Annotated in this window: 14 protein-coding genes and 2 tRNA genes; 10 read left to right on the top strand and 6 right to left on the bottom strand. The window is 34.3% G+C overall.

Annotated features, from left to right (window positions below):
• Window positions 1–6: 6 nt before the first annotated feature.
• The 3 genes from H7A25_19060 to H7A25_19050 all read right to left on the bottom strand — a co-directional run bounded on the left by H7A25_19060 (window position 7) and on the right by H7A25_19050 (window position 1,713).
• Complete coding sequence (locus tag H7A25_19060) at window positions 7–1,458, bottom strand: SpoIIE family protein phosphatase (protein MCP5502008.1); 1,452 nt, start codon at window positions 1,456–1,458, stop codon at window positions 7–9.
• 88 nt (window positions 1,459–1,546) lie between these two features.
• Window positions 1,547–1,621, bottom strand: a tRNA-Glu gene (locus tag H7A25_19055).
• Window positions 1,622–1,637: 16 nt separating this feature from the next.
• Window positions 1,638–1,713: transfer RNA gene (locus H7A25_19050), tRNA-Lys, on the bottom strand.
• A gap of 125 nt (window positions 1,714–1,838) precedes the next feature.
• Here H7A25_19050 and H7A25_19045 point away from each other — a divergent pair.
• Together H7A25_19045 and feoB are read left to right on the top strand one after the other, a co-directional pair.
• Window positions 1,839–2,075, top strand: coding sequence for a ferrous iron transport protein A (locus H7A25_19045; GenBank protein ID MCP5502007.1), 237 nt, complete (start codon window positions 1,839–1,841; stop codon window positions 2,073–2,075).
• The gene (gene feoB, locus H7A25_19040; GenBank protein MCP5502006.1) at window positions 2,068–4,206 is read left to right on the top strand and encodes a ferrous iron transport protein B; all 2,139 of its coding nucleotides are present in this window, start codon (window positions 2,068–2,070) and stop codon (window positions 4,204–4,206) included. The genes H7A25_19045 and feoB overlap by 8 nt, the downstream gene beginning before the upstream one ends.
• Here feoB and H7A25_19035 read toward each other — a convergent pair whose 3' ends face one another.
• The 3 genes from H7A25_19035 to H7A25_19025 are packed head-to-tail and all read right to left on the bottom strand — an operon-like array spanning window position 4,207 to window position 6,033.
• On the bottom strand, window positions 4,207–4,557 hold the full coding sequence (locus tag H7A25_19035; GenBank protein MCP5502005.1) for a winged helix-turn-helix transcriptional regulator: 351 nt from the start codon (window positions 4,555–4,557) through the stop codon (window positions 4,207–4,209).
• An 18-nt stretch (window positions 4,558–4,575) separates the two neighbouring features.
• Window positions 4,576–5,343, bottom strand: coding sequence for an SDR family oxidoreductase (locus H7A25_19030; GenBank protein MCP5502004.1), 768 nt, complete (start codon window positions 5,341–5,343; stop codon window positions 4,576–4,578).
• Window positions 5,344–6,033, bottom strand: a complete 690-nt coding sequence (locus H7A25_19025) for a histidine kinase (protein ID MCP5502003.1) — start codon at window positions 6,031–6,033, stop codon at window positions 5,344–5,346.
• A gap of 187 nt (window positions 6,034–6,220) precedes the next feature.
• Here H7A25_19025 and H7A25_19020 point away from each other — a divergent pair, with 187 nt between their 5' ends.
• The 8 genes from H7A25_19020 to H7A25_18985 all read left to right on the top strand — a co-directional run bounded on the left by H7A25_19020 (window position 6,221) and on the right by H7A25_18985 (window position 16,107).
• Window positions 6,221–6,706 (top strand): ATP-binding protein, encoded by a 486-nt coding sequence (locus H7A25_19020; GenBank protein MCP5502002.1) that lies wholly within the window; start codon window positions 6,221–6,223, stop codon window positions 6,704–6,706.
• An 18-nt stretch (window positions 6,707–6,724) separates the two neighbouring features.
• Entirely contained in the window at window positions 6,725–7,102 is a 378-nt protein-coding gene (locus H7A25_19015) for a hypothetical protein (protein MCP5502001.1), read from the top strand.
• Window positions 7,092–8,459 carry a PP2C family protein-serine/threonine phosphatase gene (locus tag H7A25_19010; protein ID MCP5502000.1) on the top strand — a complete coding sequence of 456 codons (1,368 nt, stop codon included), beginning with the start codon at window positions 7,092–7,094 and terminating at the stop codon, window positions 8,457–8,459. The genes H7A25_19015 and H7A25_19010 overlap by 11 nt, the downstream gene beginning before the upstream one ends.
• Window positions 8,460–8,468: 9 nt before the next feature.
• Window positions 8,469–9,899 carry a class I SAM-dependent methyltransferase gene (locus tag H7A25_19005; GenBank protein ID MCP5501999.1) on the top strand — a complete coding sequence of 477 codons (1,431 nt, stop codon included), beginning with the start codon at window positions 8,469–8,471 and terminating at the stop codon, window positions 9,897–9,899.
• Complete coding sequence (locus tag H7A25_19000; protein ID MCP5501998.1) at window positions 9,892–11,454, top strand: hypothetical protein; 1,563 nt, start codon at window positions 9,892–9,894, stop codon at window positions 11,452–11,454. Before H7A25_19005 ends, H7A25_19000 begins: the two co-directional genes overlap by 8 nt.
• Before the next feature lie 64 nt (window positions 11,455–11,518).
• Window positions 11,519–12,454: a cyclic nucleotide-binding domain-containing protein gene (locus tag H7A25_18995; GenBank protein ID MCP5501997.1), complete on the top strand. Its 936-nt coding sequence runs from the start codon at window positions 11,519–11,521 to the stop codon at window positions 12,452–12,454.
• The gene (locus H7A25_18990; protein MCP5501996.1) at window positions 12,447–14,336 is read left to right on the top strand and encodes a HAMP domain-containing protein; all 1,890 of its coding nucleotides are present in this window, start codon (window positions 12,447–12,449) and stop codon (window positions 14,334–14,336) included. Before H7A25_18995 ends, H7A25_18990 begins: the two co-directional genes overlap by 8 nt.
• Window positions 14,308–16,107, top strand: coding sequence for a hypothetical protein (locus H7A25_18985; GenBank protein ID MCP5501995.1), 1,800 nt, complete (start codon window positions 14,308–14,310; stop codon window positions 16,105–16,107). Before H7A25_18990 ends, H7A25_18985 begins: the two co-directional genes overlap by 29 nt.
• Window positions 16,108–16,114: the final 7 nt, after the last annotated feature.

Below are 16,114 nucleotides of genomic sequence, written 5' to 3'. Positions count from 1 at the left end.
TCTCTGTCAAGCGTTTTCGTTAGAATCAATATCGAGGTTAATAATGCAGATATCATCCATAAAATTATCATTTCCTTTGAAATGGAGAAGTCTTTTAAATAATTCATCTATAAATTCTTTACCGGATAGGGAGCTGAGTTCAGAAAGAACTTTTTCGATTTCTTCATAGAAAAATCTTTTTACTTCCGTTTCTTTTCTGGCTTCTACCAGGCCATCGGTATAGAATAATAGTTTATTGATCTTTTCAAGGTTTAAGTAATTGTTTTTATAAATAGAGGAATGTTTTTCTAAGAAATCGTTTTCATAAACAGCAAGGGGAGGAGCTTTATTTACATGTAAATACTCGATTTTATTTTGCTGTATAAGAAAAGGAGGGTTATGTCCTGCATTAGAAAATATAAATTCTTTTGTTTCGGTATCGTAGATCCCATAGAATGCTGTGATGAAATGACCGGCTGTTTGATGCAAAAGTAATTCATTTAAGAAAATGAGTAAGCCTGCGGGATCATTGGTGAATCTTTTTGATTGTAGAATAGCTGTTTTTACCATGGAGGTAATCAGGGCAGCCGGAACTCCATGACCGGAAACATCACTTAAAAAAATTCCAATTTTACTTTTTTCGCGAAAACGTAAAAAATCAAAAAGGTCTCCTCCTACGGCATCCATGGGTCTATAAATAAAATTAACCTGTGGCCAGGGAGACTGAGTAGGAATTAATTGAGACTGGATGTTTCTTGCCATATGCAGTTCATTTTCAATGGTGGTATTTCTCTCTTTTAGTATATTATGTTTCTCTATTATTTCATCCTGTTTTTCCAGGATGAGTTGTCTTTGCAAAAAGTCAATCCTGGTACTGAGTTCTATCTGGTAACTCGTGGCCATGCCAATGATATTGGCAGAGATAAAGAAAAAGTTATTTCGTATGTATTCTTTAATGAAAACAGGAGAATCTAAAACGCCTTCTGCATAAATAGCGATTATCTGATAGGCAATTACTAAACTCCAACCTACAAAGCTTGCGTATAAGAAACGCATACGAAGAAACGTGTAGGCCCACATGAGTACGAGTATTAGACCTGCATAATATGACATTCCCGTTTCAACTTCTGTAATCAGGTAAAGCATAGCTAAAATTCCAAAACCTGCTGTTAGGGAAAGAATCACAAGAATGGACTGCATATAATTTTCAAAGAAAGAAAAATAGGACAGGGTAAAAACAAGGATTAACATGGGACAAACAATCGCATAACGAATAAACCATATTTTATTTCTTATATCCGGAGCAAAATAAGTATCTAAAAGACCAAATGCAGCGTATAAAAGCAGCCCAAGAACAATAGCGATACGCATAATTTTAAGAGAGCGGTTTAGGTAATCCTTTTGATAGAGCGTTTCAAGTTTACGAGAAAACTTGAAACTATTCTCTTTTATATGTGAATGAATTGTATCCTGTTTCATGTAAAAACTTCTGGTTTGATCAATGAAAATATAGGAATGGAATAGGAAAATTTAGCAAGTTATTTTTATAATAATGGAGGATAAGTTTTGGCAGTGCCACGGGGAATTGAACCCCGGTTCCAAGAATGAAAATCTTGTGTCCTAACCACTAGACGATGGCACCAAATAGGATAATTGCCTGGTGAGTTGTCAGGGATTCGAACCCTGGACCCTCTCCTTAAAAGGGAGATGCTCTACCGGCTGAGCTAACAACTCTCAGGCAGATAAAGACAAAGTATATGAAGCTGTTTTCCCGTCAATCAAAAAATGTATTTAAGGAAGGAAAAATTTTTAAAAAATTTAATTGAGAAAAAATCTCAATACAGGCACTGGTATTTTCCATGATATTGAACTTAAACGAGATGGATAGAGAAGAAAGTGCAAGCATTCTTTCTCTTCAAAAGGAAGTTCTCGGTGCCGAACAGGTAAACTATTTGTTGGACTATGGATTTATCCCGGGTACGGAAATTCTTGTCCTGCAAAAGATTCCATCTCATGATAAATTAATTGTAAAACTCGGTAGAAGTACAATCGCTATTCGCCTGAGTGATGCAAAATATATACAGGTGAATAAATAGATTGAAACATTCATTCAGATGTCTACTAGTAGGGAACGCAAACTCAGGTAAATCTACTCTTTTTAACCAGTTAACTGGTCTCAGTCAGAGGACAGGAAACTTTCATGGTGTAACAGTTGAGAAATTACATGGAAAAGTTCAACTTGGCGGAAATCAAGCCGAGGTAATCGATTTACCCGGTTCTTATTCTCTGAATGGTTTTTCTGAAGATAAGAAGGTTTTATCCCGGTTTTTAATGAATCGGGAAGAAAATGATAGAATTCTTTTTGTAATGGATTCTTTAAATCTCGAAAGAAGTTTACAGTTCTTTTTCCAGATTATGGATCTGGGAGTACCACTTTTATTGGTATTAACCATGAAAGATGTTTTAAAAAAGAAAAAAATGTCTCTTGAGTTAGAAATACTGAAGGAAAAGTTGGGGGTTGATGTTTTTCTTGTTAATGCAAAAAATGGAGATGGGGTTAAAGAGTTAAAAGAAGCTTTATTCCGGGAAGGAACTTTTCGTATACCGGTTCGTACCTGGTCCTGGGAAAGTAAAAAGGAAGAGTTTGTCAATCATCTTAAGGATAAAATTCAATTTGAGAAAACCGATATTCATTTTATTTTAGAAAATGCCCTGAAAGAACTTTCGGGTGAAACCTTACAACCTGAATTGCCGGGTCTGGAACTCTTTCCGGAAAATATTCAAAGTTTTTTAAAAGAGGAACTGGAGAAGAGTGGGTTCAAATTTACTTATCAGGATGAATTAGTTCAAAAATCTTTTTTTGCAAAAAAAATTGTAACGGAGGTCCTTCTATTTGAGGGAGATTCAATAGGAGCCAGGCGTTCGTTTTCCAATCAAATAGACAGGTATGTGCTGCATCCGGTTTTTGGATTTATCATTTTTATATTTCTTATGGGTTTTATTTTTCAGACACTTTTTTCCTGGTCTGAATTGCCGGCAAATCTTATTGAAAAGTTAGTGAATTTCATGGCCGATTTCGCTCGATCCAGGTTGCCGGAAGGGCCTTTAAGTGAACTGATCGCGGAGGGCATTATTGGAGGAGTGGGTTCTGTTTTAACTTTTATTCCCCAGATAAGCTTTCTTTTTCTTTTTATTGGTATTATGGAAGAAAGTGGTTATATGGCCAGGGCCGCTCTTGTAATGGATAAGCTTATGGGAAAATTCGGTCTTTCCGGTAAGTCTTTTATCCCTCTTTTATCTTCTGCTGCCTGTGCAGTTCCCGGAATTTTGAGTGCCAGAACGGTTGAGAATCGCTCAGAGAGATTAGCAACTATTCTTGTGGCTCCTCTTGTGACCTGTTCAGCCCGTTATCCTGTGTATATCCTGGTGATAGGGACAATATTTCCTGTAGGAAATGTTTTGGGATTTCTTTCTATACAGGGTCTTGCTTTATTCTTACTGTTTAGTCTGGGTCTGATAACTTCCTTAAGTTTTGCCTTATTATTTAAAAAAACTTTTTTTAAAAGCGATCCCAGTTATTTTATTACAGAAATACCGTCCTACCAGATACCTTCTCTTCGAAATCTGGGTTTAAATTTATATAAAAATCTCAGAGCGTTTGTAGTAAATGCGGGTACGATAATATTATATATTTCGATTATTCTTTGGTTTTTGGCTAATTATCCAAACATGGAGAAACCGGATCTCAGCAGGTTGAAATCTCCGGAAGAAAAATCAGAAGTTATGCAGGATTTTAAAAAAAGAAAGATTACGAATTCATACGCCGGACAGTTTGGAAGATTTATAGAACCGGTGATTTTACCCCTGGGTTTTGATTGGAAAATTGGAATTTCCTTACTCACTTCTTTTGCCGCCAGAGAAGTTATGGTCTCAACTCTTTCCATTATCTATGGAGTAGAGGATGGAGAAGAAAATAATCAGGGATTAAAAAGCAAAATGTTAAAGGACTATAATCCCCTGATTAAGAAGAAAACCTGGAATTTCTTAACCGGTATCAGCATTTTATTATTTTTTGCGTTTGCCTGTCAGTGCATTTCTACTCTGGCAGTAGTTCGAAAAGAAACAAATTCGTATATCTGGCCAGGTTTCCTATTTGTGTATATGACAACCCTTGCCTACCTGTCATCTTTAGTCGTATTTCAGACAGGCAGACTAATAGGCTTTTAATTAAGCTTTGGAACGACTTTTACGTCCTCCGGTGCTGCCACTTTTTTCTGCTTCGGAGTAGATTTTAATGATGTTTTTAACTAACTCCACGAATTTTGGGTCTTTAGCATAATAAAAGACCTTATTCGATTCTTTACGACTTTCTAAAATACCATTATCACGCATTTTACTCAGATGCTGTGAAGTTACCGACTGGCTTACGCCTGTGAACTCAGAAAGTTCGCCTACGGAAAGTTCCTCTTTACTGAGTGCGTAAAGAATCATTAAACGTACAGGATGTGCAATTCCCTGTATTCCTTTTACTGCTGCTTCTAACTGCTTCTTGTTAAGTTCAAATTTGAGTTTAGCCATTTCTACCAACCATTCTCCCTATATCTTGATTCCACCGGTAGCTTCGACGACCACACCTGTGATTAGATCATTTTCTACAATAAAGGATGCTGTATGAGCAATTTCCTCAGCTTTCCCAAGTCTTCCTATTGGAATAAGAGATTGCCATTTTTCAAGAGCTTCCGGCTTCATGTCTTTTAAGACCATATCGGTAGCTATAAAACCGGGGGCTATACCTGCAACTCGTATTTTATATCGAGCCAATTCTTGAGCCCATAACTTTGTCATTGTTGCAACTCCGGCTTTTGCTGCTGAATAATTTGTTTGACCCGGGTTTCCGTGCATAGCAACTGAGGCAATCGGGATAATAACTCCCCCTTTTTTTGACTCAGCCATCACTGTTGCAGCCTCTCGTCCACAGAGAAAAACCCCTGTTAGGTTCACATCAATTACAGACTGCCATTGTTCCAGACTCATTTTTTTCACAACTTTTCCGGTTTCCCTATCGACTCTTATCAACAGACCATCTCGAAGTATACCTGCATTTAAAATTGCTACATCTAAAGCACCCAAACTGGCAACTGTTTTTTGCATTAAGCTTTCAACATCTGCTTCTCTGGCTACATTTGCTTCAATAGCAACTACATTTCCTTTCAAGGAAAGTTCTTTTCGGGTTTCTTCGAGCTTTTCACCGTTTATATCCGAAATCGCAACTTTTGCTCCTTTTTGTAAAAAATGTTCCGCCATAGCTTTTCCAATCCCTGACGCGGAACCTGTTATCAATATCGTTTTATTTTGCAAATCCATTTAGTCTTTAGTTTCAATACTCCTTATACTTATATAATTATCTGTAAAAGGTAGCTCGATTCTGGCAATCGTTTCTGTAGAACGTGTGATAATTCTAAATAAGTTAGGATCAATATTCTCATTTTTTAATAAAATCATGGTTAGAGCGATTCCGAGACCGGCACCTTCTGAATTATCCATATTATCCATATAGAATTCTGCAATATCATTATATACCATGGCTTTTTTCATCTTTTCTCTAAGCCTTATTTCTTCGGTTTTTATGACGGGAGTGTTGTTTATAACCTCGATATACATACCATCTTCAGTATAGAAGAAGTTAATTCTCACGAATATTCCTTTTTGCTGGCACTTCTTTCCATATTCTTCCGCGAGACTCTCTGAGAACTTACTTTTATACAGGGCAAGACCTTTTATATAGTCCTCATCATTTGTAATGTCGAGCTTATGATCTTCAAAAAAAATTCTTTTCTGGTTAGCTTTTATCGCATTAATTGAGAGTTCTTTTGCAATTGTATATAAAAGATCAACATATCTTTCCTGCTTATGCTTAGATAAGACTTCTGTAATGATGCTCAGGAGATATTTCTCGAATTCTGAATTTATTTTAGAGGATTTTATAGAAATCTTCTCTCTCTCATAAATCATTTTTTTTATTTTATCGTCTAACTCAATCATTGTTGTTGGCATAGGCTTGAACTCTACTTGTTTTGCTCAATAAATTATTTATTTTTTACTTTTATTTTCAAGTATTTTCTGTTTTTTTGGGATTTTTTTCTAATTTTTGTTTATTTACTTCCTGCAAAAGGTTTTTCAGAATAGGAAAACTAGCTTGACACCGAAGGAAAAATTGCTTCATTCTTCTATTACACTATTCATGGAACAACCAATGCAAAAACTTAGCATGACTCTTGATTCGGATTGGGAAAATGTTAATCTTGTAAGAAGAGAGATCAAGTCTTTTCTTCAGGAAAAGGAATATTTAGAAGAAGATATATACGCCTTACAGATGGTTTCCGCTGAATTGCTTGAAAATGCTATTAAATACGGGAATTTTGAGCTTGATAAAAAAATTCAGTATAATCTCAATCTTAAAAAATCAAAGGTTATTGTTGAAGTAACCAATCCGGTTAGAGATTCTGATAATCTTAAAAAGTTAGACCAGCAAATCCAATGGATCAGGGGATATCAAAATCCTTTTGAAGCTTATGTTGAAAAAGTAAAAGAGATATCCAGTCGTTCGCATCAGGATAGAGAAAGTGGACTGGGACTCGTTAGAATCGCTTATGAAGGTCATTCAATATTGGACTTTTATGTGAACGAAGAGAATGTTCTCGCAATTTCAGCAGTATATGAGAATTAAACTTACAGGTAAAGGAAAATGGGCAGGGAAAAAGAATATAAAATAAAATCACTACTGATAAAACTCATAGAAAATGATGAGGCAGTAATTCTAAAATGGTCTGGTGAGAGTACAGATAGGGAACCGGGAATTTTTTTAGGACCGATTTTTGAAGAAGCTGTTAAAGCCTGTCTTGCCGGAGAAAATAAAAAGGAATTAATACTGGATTTCACTTCTTTAGAATATATGAATTCCTCAACCATTACTCCGATAGTGAAGGAAATTAAAAGGGCTATAAAAACACAGAGTCCATTTTCTATCCGATATGATAAGAACTTAAAATGGCAGGAATTGAGTTTTTCTGCTCTATCTGTGTTTGAGTTGGAATGGGAGAAAATTCGAATTTTTGGAATATGATTCCTTTCCTCATATGAAAGAAAAGTCAATTGATAGCCTGGATGAAATTTTAAATTTTAAGGTTTATTCCAATTATCTTATTCATTCCTGGCTCATAACCTTAACTGTTCTGGGTTTTACTCTGGTTCCTTTTTTCTTTTTATTGGATATCATTACGATTCCCAGAAACTCACTCGAGTTATTACCGCGTTTTGGTTTTTATCGTTTTGCGACGACAGTGATTATTATTTTGCAGTTTTTAATTATACGCAAAACAAAACCCGGTATATATTCTTTTCTTCATGGCTACGTTTTTACGTTTACTGTTAGTTTTGCAATAGTTTTAATGACTATGCATCTTGGAGGATTTGATTCCAGATACTATGCAGGTTTAAACCTTGTTATTATTGCTGTTAATTTACTACTACCCTGGAGAGCTTTTCATTCCGCTTTAAATGGAATGATTACAGTTTGTTTTTATCTGGCTATAAATTTTATCTGGGGAGAAAATTATCAGAGTATCAACCTCTTTAATAATCTTTTCTTTATGATTTCTACAGTGATTATTGCTTCCAGTATTAATCATGTGAAATATAACCTGATTCAAAAAGAATTTGAGAGTCGACAGGATTTAAAAAAGGCCAGGGATGCACTTTGGAGCGAGATGGAAATCGCAAAAAAGATCCAAACAGCTCTTTTACCGGATGATAAGTCTTTAGAGGGTTATGAGATTGCAGCTCGGATGATAACTGCGGATGAAGTGGGTGGAGATTATTTCGATATCATAACTAAAAAGGGTCGTAAATGGGCTTTAATTGGGGATGTTTCGGGACATGGAGTAGATTCCGGCTTAATTATGATGATGACTCAGACCAGTGTCCACTCTATTTTAAATCAAAATCCGGACTGTTTACCCTCGGAGGTGATTGGTAAAATTAATTTTGTATTAAAGGAAAATATCGCCAGATTGGGTGTGGACATGTATATCACCATTTGTGCCTTACTTTTAGATGAAGATAAGGTGCTCCATTCCGGTCATCATCAGGATATTTTTGTTTATCGAGCTGAAAAAAAAGAAGTTGAATCGATTAAAACCAAGGGAACCTGGATAGGATTGTTAGATAATATTGAACCTTTCTTGAAAAATAGTGAATTTGCATTATCGACCGGAGATGTTGTTCTCCTCTATACAGATGGCGTTACTGAAACAATGAATGGGAAGAGGGAGATGTACGGAGAGGAAAGGTTGAAAAAAATGATTCAAACTTTTGGAGAGGATGAACCGGAATTAATTTTAGATAAGATTATAGAAGATGTAAAAGAATTTGAAAATGAACAGTCTGATGATATAAGTCTTCTAGTAATTAAAAAAAAGTGAAGTCATACGATGATTGAAAAGAGAAAAGCTACTAGGATAAGAATTCATAATAAAAACGAAGTTCGTTTAAGTTTTTATACTCCTAAGAAAGTTAGAATTGAGGGTTATATCTGGGATTATTCCCGTTTCGGTCTTGGAGTTGTTATTCCGGCGGAAACTTTAAAATTAAAAGAAAAAGAAACGCTTCATATCTTTAATTGCAGCATCCATTGTTTCGGTCAGGAGAGAAATCTTGGGGATGCAAGCATTGTAAGAATGTACAAAGAAAAAGGAGAACAATTTTTAGGAATTTATCTGGAAAATGAGTTTGTGGATCTGGATTTTTTAAATGAAAAACACATTACTCACATACAGGAAGATGAAATAAAAAGCGTAAAATTGGAATTCAGGGACATGGAAAAGGTAATTCCTGAATTCAAAGCTCTCGTTTCTGATATTTCTCTCGGTTTTTCTCTTTATAAAAGAAAGTTGGATGATCTGGATAAAAAATTTTCCAAAGAACCGGATATTTTGCAAAAATCTCTATTTCAATCCATTTTAAAAGGGATCGGAAGAGAATTTTATCAATTTTTAAATGATACAATCACAAATTTAAAACGAACTGTTAAGCCTTATAATAAAATTCAGCATGAAATTCATGGTTATTATATTCGTAAAGTTCTATGGCATTACCTGATGGAATCTCCTTTTATCTGGAGAACTAATATTAAACCGAGAGGATATGCCGGGGATTCTGAAATGATGGAGCTGGTCTATAGAAACTCTTATGAAGGAGAATCCTCCTTCGGTAAAATATTTCATTATCATCCCGTAAATACTAAGGCAGCAATGGCTGTACGGAATCGACGAGCACTCATCAACCGTACTTTGATAGAAAAAGCTAAAAATGCGTCAATAGAAGAGAAAGCAAAAATTCTCTCTATCGCCTGCGGTCCTGCCTGGGAAATTCGTGATTTTTTGCAAAATACAGAAGTTTGGAAGAATGTTGAAATAAACCTTCTGGATCAGGATGAAGATGCTCTCGATGAAGCGAGAAAAGGCATAGAGTCGGTTTTATTAGAGGATCATTTTAGGGTTAATTATCTTCGGGAGTCGGTGCGAACAATACTCCGAAGTAAGGAGCCTGCCCTGCAACTGGGTAATTATAATTTTATTTATTCCATGGGACTTTTTGACTACCTTACCTTTCCTGTAGCCAAAGTATTGACTGAAAAATTGTTTTCTATGCTTTCGCCCGGTGGTGAGTTATTGATAGGGAATTATCATGAAAAAAATGAAACCCGTATCTACATGGAATATTTGATGGACTGGAAATTAATTTACCGAGATGAAGAAGAAATGCTTGAACTTACAGAAAATCTCAAAGATATTAAAAACGTGGAAATTGGTTTTGAGGAATCAGGTTCCCAGATGTTTTTGAGAGTCACAAAAAATGAATAAAGAACTCAAGCAATATATTAACGAACATACTCATAATTGGTCTATCCCATTCATTTTACTGGCAGGAACTTTAGTGCCAATTTTCTTTGTTTTGGATTACTTTGTAGTTTCAAAACAAAAACTGCTTATGTTTTTAGGGTTGAGGTTATTCTTTACCCTCGTAGCTATGGTGCAGGTTGTTATTTTAAAAAAGACAAAACCCGGAAACTACTCTTTTATACATGGATACATTGCTTCATTTACGGTGAGTTTTGTCATTGTCTGGATGACTGTGCTCTTAGGTGGTTTTAATTCTGCCTATTATGCAGGCCTGAACCTGGTAATGGTTGCGACAAATTTAATTTTACCCTGGGAGTTTAAGCATTCAATTATAAATTCTTTTATTACTCTCTTCTTGTATATTTTTCTAAATATTATTTGGGGAGCTGAATTTGAAGTTAAATTATTATTAAATAATCTTTTCTTTATATTAGGAACTATCATTATTATTGGCATTATTAAATTTTTGCATTTTAATTTAAGTGTGAAAGAGTTTAATCATAGTGACTTTCTAAAAAAATTGCAGAATGAGGAAACCGATCTTTTCAGTGATGCGGCCAGGAAAGTTACAAAAAAAGATTTACGTGTTGAAATTCAGTTAGATTCCGAGAAACAGGAAGAGAATAAATTAGTTACATCTTTTAACCTGATGATGACAGAAATCCGGGTAGCTTTGATCGGGATTCGCTCTATTTCTTCTGAGGTATCCAGGCTGAGTAAGAACATACGTAATAATACAGAAGTTCTTTTAAACGGATCCCAAAAACAGTTAACTTACACTGAAAACTCAGTTTCAAGTATTTCTTTAATGTTACAGAAGATCGAAAGAAACTCATCTCTAATGTTTGAAACATCTACTATTGCTTCTAATGCCATTGAGGTTACAAAACGAAGCACAAAAATATTAGAACGTTCCAGTATAGGTGTTGATAATATAAAAAATGTAATTGAAGGCTCTTCAAAAAAAATTCAGGATTTGAAGAATTCGAGTGAAAAGATTAGTGATATTATTCAAACGATAGTTGACATTGCAGAAAAAACAAATTTGTTGTCTCTAAATGCTTCTATTGAAGCAGCAAGAGCAGGGGAACAGGGAAAAGGTTTTTCTATAGTAGCCATGGAAATTGGAAAACTTTCAGAACAGACCGCAGAAGCTACCCAACAGACTACTTCTATTATTAAAAATCTCAGTCATGATGTAAGGGAGGTCATTGAGAGTTTTTCAGCTATTACTTCTGAATCCAAGGGTATTCAGAAGTTAGTTCAGGAAACCAGTGGTCTTTTAAACGAAGTTCATGAAGTTTTCAATAAGATGGATAAGATTATTGAAATTCTGGTAAAAACTGGAGAAGAGCAGATTGAGTCCGGAAAGGGAATTGGAGAAAATATTAGAACAATCGAGAAGATAAACCGGGAATTTACAGCTTCTCTGGCTCAAATAAATGGTTTTACAACAAATCTGGATGAGTTGGTGGGCGAATTGGATAAAAATCTTTCAGGTTTTAAGTTGACCTGAACGCGAATTGAATTCCTTCTTGCTATTTTAATGCAAAATACTATTTTGGGAAGAGGTGGTTTATATGGAATATTTAGATATTTTAAAGGTTGCAACAGTTCATACATATCAGGAAGGAGATTTTATTTTTCAGGAAGGCGATGATGCCAGAGAAGGAATGTTTTTTGTATTAAGTGGTGAAGTGGCTGCCTGTAAAATGATAGGTTCCAAAAGAGAACTTTTAAATCGGGTAACGAAGGGAAATTTTTTTGGAGAATTTGCACTTGTCTTAAATACGAAAAGAACCGCAGCAGTGGTTGCCCTCGAAAACAATACGAAGTTGGTAGCTATAAACCGGGATTCCTTTATAAAAATCATTGCCTCTAATATTAAGTTCATTCAAACCTTAATAAATGCAGCAAGAAATCGTACTCGCCGGTTTGTGAACCTTATTAATCTTATTACTCCACCTCCAAAGCTAATCACAATCCCCGAATTGGAATCTGAACTGGGAAAAACCCGATTGAAAAATATAGAGATAGGAAATCTAATTAACAGCAATCAAAAACGATTCTTTGCTGCAAATAATATTGTGTTTAAAGAAAAAGAATATGGTGATAATAATTTTTTTCTGATCTTAGAAGGTAAAGTTCGAATCCTGAAGAGTAAGCCAAAGCGAGAAGAAATTGAAAAAGATGAAGAGCTTGTTTTTCACATGGATAGCTTTATGGATATTGAAAAATATTTAGAAATAGAAGAAGACGAAGTCGAAATTGGATGTTGGGAAACCGGTGATATATTTGGTTATCATGATATTAATGATTCCTACGTTCGAAATTATACAGCTATTGCCGGTTCCGGAGGTGCGAGGCTTGCCATCCTGAATCAGGAAATCTTTTTTAAGATAGCTCGCTTGAATCCTGAACTATTCTATAATGCTTATAAGTTATTTATTATACACTTAATTATCTTTCAGGATACGTATTTGAAGACTGTAAGGAAGAAGGAACCGGGTGAATAGAGCAAAGGAATTTTCGAAAATTGAAGTTAAACCGAGAAGGCCTTTACAACTCAAAATTCTCGGACTGGTATCTTTATTGTTTATCAGTACTGTGGGCATTATCATAGTCTTAGCCACTTATTTTTTTAAACAGGATAATATAAGACGGGTAAAGAGTTTGAACCTGAAAACAGTGGAGCTTGTAGGACAAAAGGTTCAATCTGATCTCGAAGCCATTATTGATAAAACAAGACAGGCTGCTATATCTTTAAAAAACATTAAACCCGGTTCTGTAAATCGAAAGCAATTTGAAGAATTATTTTATAAGAATAATTCCGAGTTTTTGTTCGTTGGAATTTTTCAGTTTTCAGATACGGAGGCCAGAGTAATTGATTATACCCATAACGAAACCCTATTTTCCAAAAATGGATTCAAACAGGAACAGGTTCTGAGTTTTCTGCAAGAAAATCGTATTGATTTTTTTTTAAGTGGAAATAATAAAATAAGTATATTTAATCCATCTTCCTTTTTACATTCAAGGGAGCCCATAGTTGGTTTAGGAGTTCCTTCTGAAAAAGGTGTGTTTTTAGTCGCACTTTCAAGTTTGAGAAAAATTCAATTAGCTTTCGATAAAATGAGCATTAATACCAGTTTTATGGTTAATGGGAAAGGAATTATTCTTGCTCACTCGGAGGATAAGTTAAGTCAGGTAGCCATTGATTACTCCGGTCATGAAATGGTGAAATTTATGTTCAATAATAAGCTCGGGAATGGACTTAAGTTATATAAAGATATTGAGGGGAAATCTTATATAGGTGCATATAAGAAACTATCTTTTGGTAATGCCGGAGTTATCTCTTTTATAAATGAAGATTTAGCTATGGAAGAGGTCTATAATATACAGAGACGAAATTTGTATATTATGATTATTGCTCTTTGTATCTCTCTTTTAATCTTATACTATTTAACAGAAAAAATTACAAGACCTCTGATGAAGCTTCTTGTTGAAACCATAAAGATTAGTCAGGGGGAATTTAAGGTTAACATTGAAAAAGAGACAGAAGATGAAGTAGGTTTGTTAAGTGAATATTTTATACAAATGGCTAGAGGTCTTGATGAGAGGGAGAGAGTCAAGGAAGCATTTACCCGCTTTATTAATAAGGATATTGTAAATAAGGTAATTAGAGGAGAAATATCTCTTGGTGGCGAATTGCGTAAAGCAGCTATTTTCTTTTCTGATGTTAGAGGATTTACAGCTATTGCGGAAAAAATTTCTCCGGAAGAACTGATTTTATTTTTAAATGGTTATCTTTCGCTAATGGTATCTTGCATCGGGTCACATCACGGTATTGTGGTGGATTTAATGGGAGATGGAATTTATGCGGCCTGGGGAGCTACCTATACGGCAGGAAATGATTGCGAAAACGCTATTAACTCTGCTTTAACCATGAGAAAAACACTTATTCAGTATAATAATTATAGAGAGAAAGAAGGAGATGAACCTATCCAAATTGGTTGTGGTATCAATTATGGAGAGGTTATTTCCGGAATGGTAGGCTCTTTTGATAGAATGCAGTATTCTTTAATTGGTGATACGGTTAATTATGCGTCCCGCTTGGAGTCTTTGAATAAAGCTTTTGATACCGACATTCTCATTTCGGAAGAAGCCAAACAGGAAGTAGAAGGCATTTACAAACTAGAAAAATTAAAGCCGGTGAAGGTGAAAGGAAAAGAGAAAGAACAGCAGGTATATGCAGTTCTGGGAAGAATGGATGATCCGGATTGTCCTTCTGATTTAAATAGTCTTAGAGTGTTATTAAAAATTACTTCCATAGGACTATCCGAAAAAGAAAAAGAAAAATTAAAAGAAGGACATGAAGAAAAATATGATGTTCTTGATTAAAAAAAGAAGTCTTATTCCCTTTCTGCTTTTTTTTATTCTTACTGTCTTTTCTATTTTACTTATTTTAGATTTTTCTTTTATTTCAAAAATTCAAGGAGAGAGGCTGGTTGGTAGTGTAGATTTTATATATAATAAGGTTAGCCGTAAAACTTCTAAAAGTGTAGTCTGGCAGGAACTGGAAAAAAATTCTCCCTTATTCGATAAAGATAGTATTCTAACCGATTCCAAATCGCTTCTCCTAATAAATCTTGGTAAAAGTATAAACCTTGAGGTTCAGGAAAATACTATGTTTACTATAGATGCAAGTACTGAGAGATTAGGTATTGATTTTTATTATGGTGATTTCAAAATTAATTCGGAAAGTATAAATATTCCCTTACAGATCAATTCACCTTTAGGAAAAGGATTTTTGTTATTAAAAAATGGAATTGTGCACCTTAGAAGTATAGGGAAACGAATAATGGAATTCACAGTGCAAAAAGGAACAGCAGAATTTAAAACCCAAACTAAAAACCTTACTTTTACTTCCGGAGAGACGGGAGTTTTTGAGAATGAACTTATATCTAAACTGAATACCGGTATTAAACTTCTAACACCGGAAAATTTGGCGATTATTGCTGGTACTTCTAAAATGCAGTTAATTCAATTTGCATGGGAGAACCAAAACCCTCTTGTTGAAAGTATATTAGAATTATCTGATTCTTTTACTTTTGAAAAAGTTATTTATAGAGAAAAGACAGAATCAAGGAATTTTACTATTAGTTTAACCGAAGGAATTTATTACTGGAGAATATTAAATAAAGCAAATGGACGTTTTTCTGAAATACGCAGTTTTTATATTTTGCCTCAACGAATTTTAAAAATATTAAAACCGTCTGTAGGAGAAACTCTTCCGATTTATGGGAAACAGGGAAGTTATTTTCTGGAATGGACGGAAGATCCTTTAGCTAATTATTATACTTTAGAAATAGCAAAGAATCCGAATTTTAATTCTTCGATCTTTCGAAAAGAAACTGATTTTACTGTTTCCAATTTCTCTTTTAATGAACAAGGTGAATATTATGTGCGTGTGCGTTCTGTCATAAATTGGAATAAGCGACTTTCCTTATTAAGTGAACCACTTCAATTTCGAATTCAAAATCAGGATAAAATTCCGGAACTAAAAATTTTTCAACCCGTAGCAAATGAAGAAATCCTTTTAAAAGATATACAGAAGAATCAATATTACTTTATTTGGAAAAAGCATCCGGGAGTAGAATATTATACTATTCAAATAAGCATGGATCCTGAGTTCACCAAGAACATTTATACTGCAAATACAAAACTTTCTTATATTTTACCTTCTTTTAATACAACTGTCGGAAAATATTACTGGACTTTAAAAGGAATTTTAAAACCGGGTTTGAAGGAAAAAGAGATTGTTTCTTCTTCTTCTTTTTATTTAAAAGATAGAATGGATATAAAAGTATTTTATCCTACAAATTTTTCAAAAGTAAATTTATATCCTGATTATCTTGTTTCCTTTAAATGGGAGAATCCGGCAGTTATGGGAAAATATAAATTTATGCTTTATAAACAGACTGACACAAAACCCTATTTTGAAAAAATATTAGAAAATGCAAATCTATATAAACATGATATTCGAGAGACTGGAGAATACAGGTGGAAAATAATTGTTCTGAATGAAAAAAATGAAATTCTTGCGGAATCTCCTATGCTAAATTTTTTTACCTATGAGAAAAAACTTTTACCTACAATCAATCTTCAATAAAAAGGAG

Source organism: Leptospiraceae bacterium, assembly GCA_024233835.1.
GTDB lineage: Bacteria > Spirochaetota > Leptospiria > Leptospirales > Leptospiraceae > JACKPC01.
This window is presented reverse-complemented; position numbering and strand designations above follow the sequence as displayed.

What these genes read in the sequence shown, in the direction of transcription:
- H7A25_19030 (MCP5502004.1), bottom strand. Translation starts at nt 5,343, where the DNA reads ATGGATTTGCAAAATAAAACGATATTGATAACAGGTTCCGCGTCAGGG.
- H7A25_19015 (MCP5502001.1), top strand. Translation starts at nt 6,725, where the DNA reads ATGGGCAGGGAAAAAGAATATAAAATAAAATCACTACTGATAAAACTC.
- H7A25_19005 (MCP5501999.1), top strand. Translation starts at nt 8,469, where the DNA reads ATGATTGAAAAGAGAAAAGCTACTAGGATAAGAATTCATAATAAAAAC.
- H7A25_19025 (MCP5502003.1), bottom strand. Translation starts at nt 6,033, where the DNA reads ATGCCAACAACAATGATTGAGTTAGACGATAAAATAAAAAAAATGATT.
- H7A25_18985 (MCP5501995.1), top strand. Translation starts at nt 14,308, where the DNA reads ATGAAGAAAAATATGATGTTCTTGATTAAAAAAAGAAGTCTTATTCCC.
- H7A25_19060 (MCP5502008.1), bottom strand. Translation starts at nt 1,458, where the DNA reads ATGAAACAGGATACAATTCATTCACATATAAAAGAGAATAGTTTCAAG.
- H7A25_19000 (MCP5501998.1), top strand. Translation starts at nt 9,892, where the DNA reads ATGAATAAAGAACTCAAGCAATATATTAACGAACATACTCATAATTGG.
- H7A25_19035 (MCP5502005.1), bottom strand. Translation starts at nt 4,557, where the DNA reads ATGGCTAAACTCAAATTTGAACTTAACAAGAAGCAGTTAGAAGCAGCA.
- H7A25_18995 (MCP5501997.1), top strand. Translation starts at nt 11,519, where the DNA reads ATGGAATATTTAGATATTTTAAAGGTTGCAACAGTTCATACATATCAG.
- H7A25_19045 (MCP5502007.1), top strand. Translation starts at nt 1,839, where the DNA reads ATGATATTGAACTTAAACGAGATGGATAGAGAAGAAAGTGCAAGCATT.
- H7A25_19020 (MCP5502002.1), top strand. Translation starts at nt 6,221, where the DNA reads ATGGAACAACCAATGCAAAAACTTAGCATGACTCTTGATTCGGATTGG.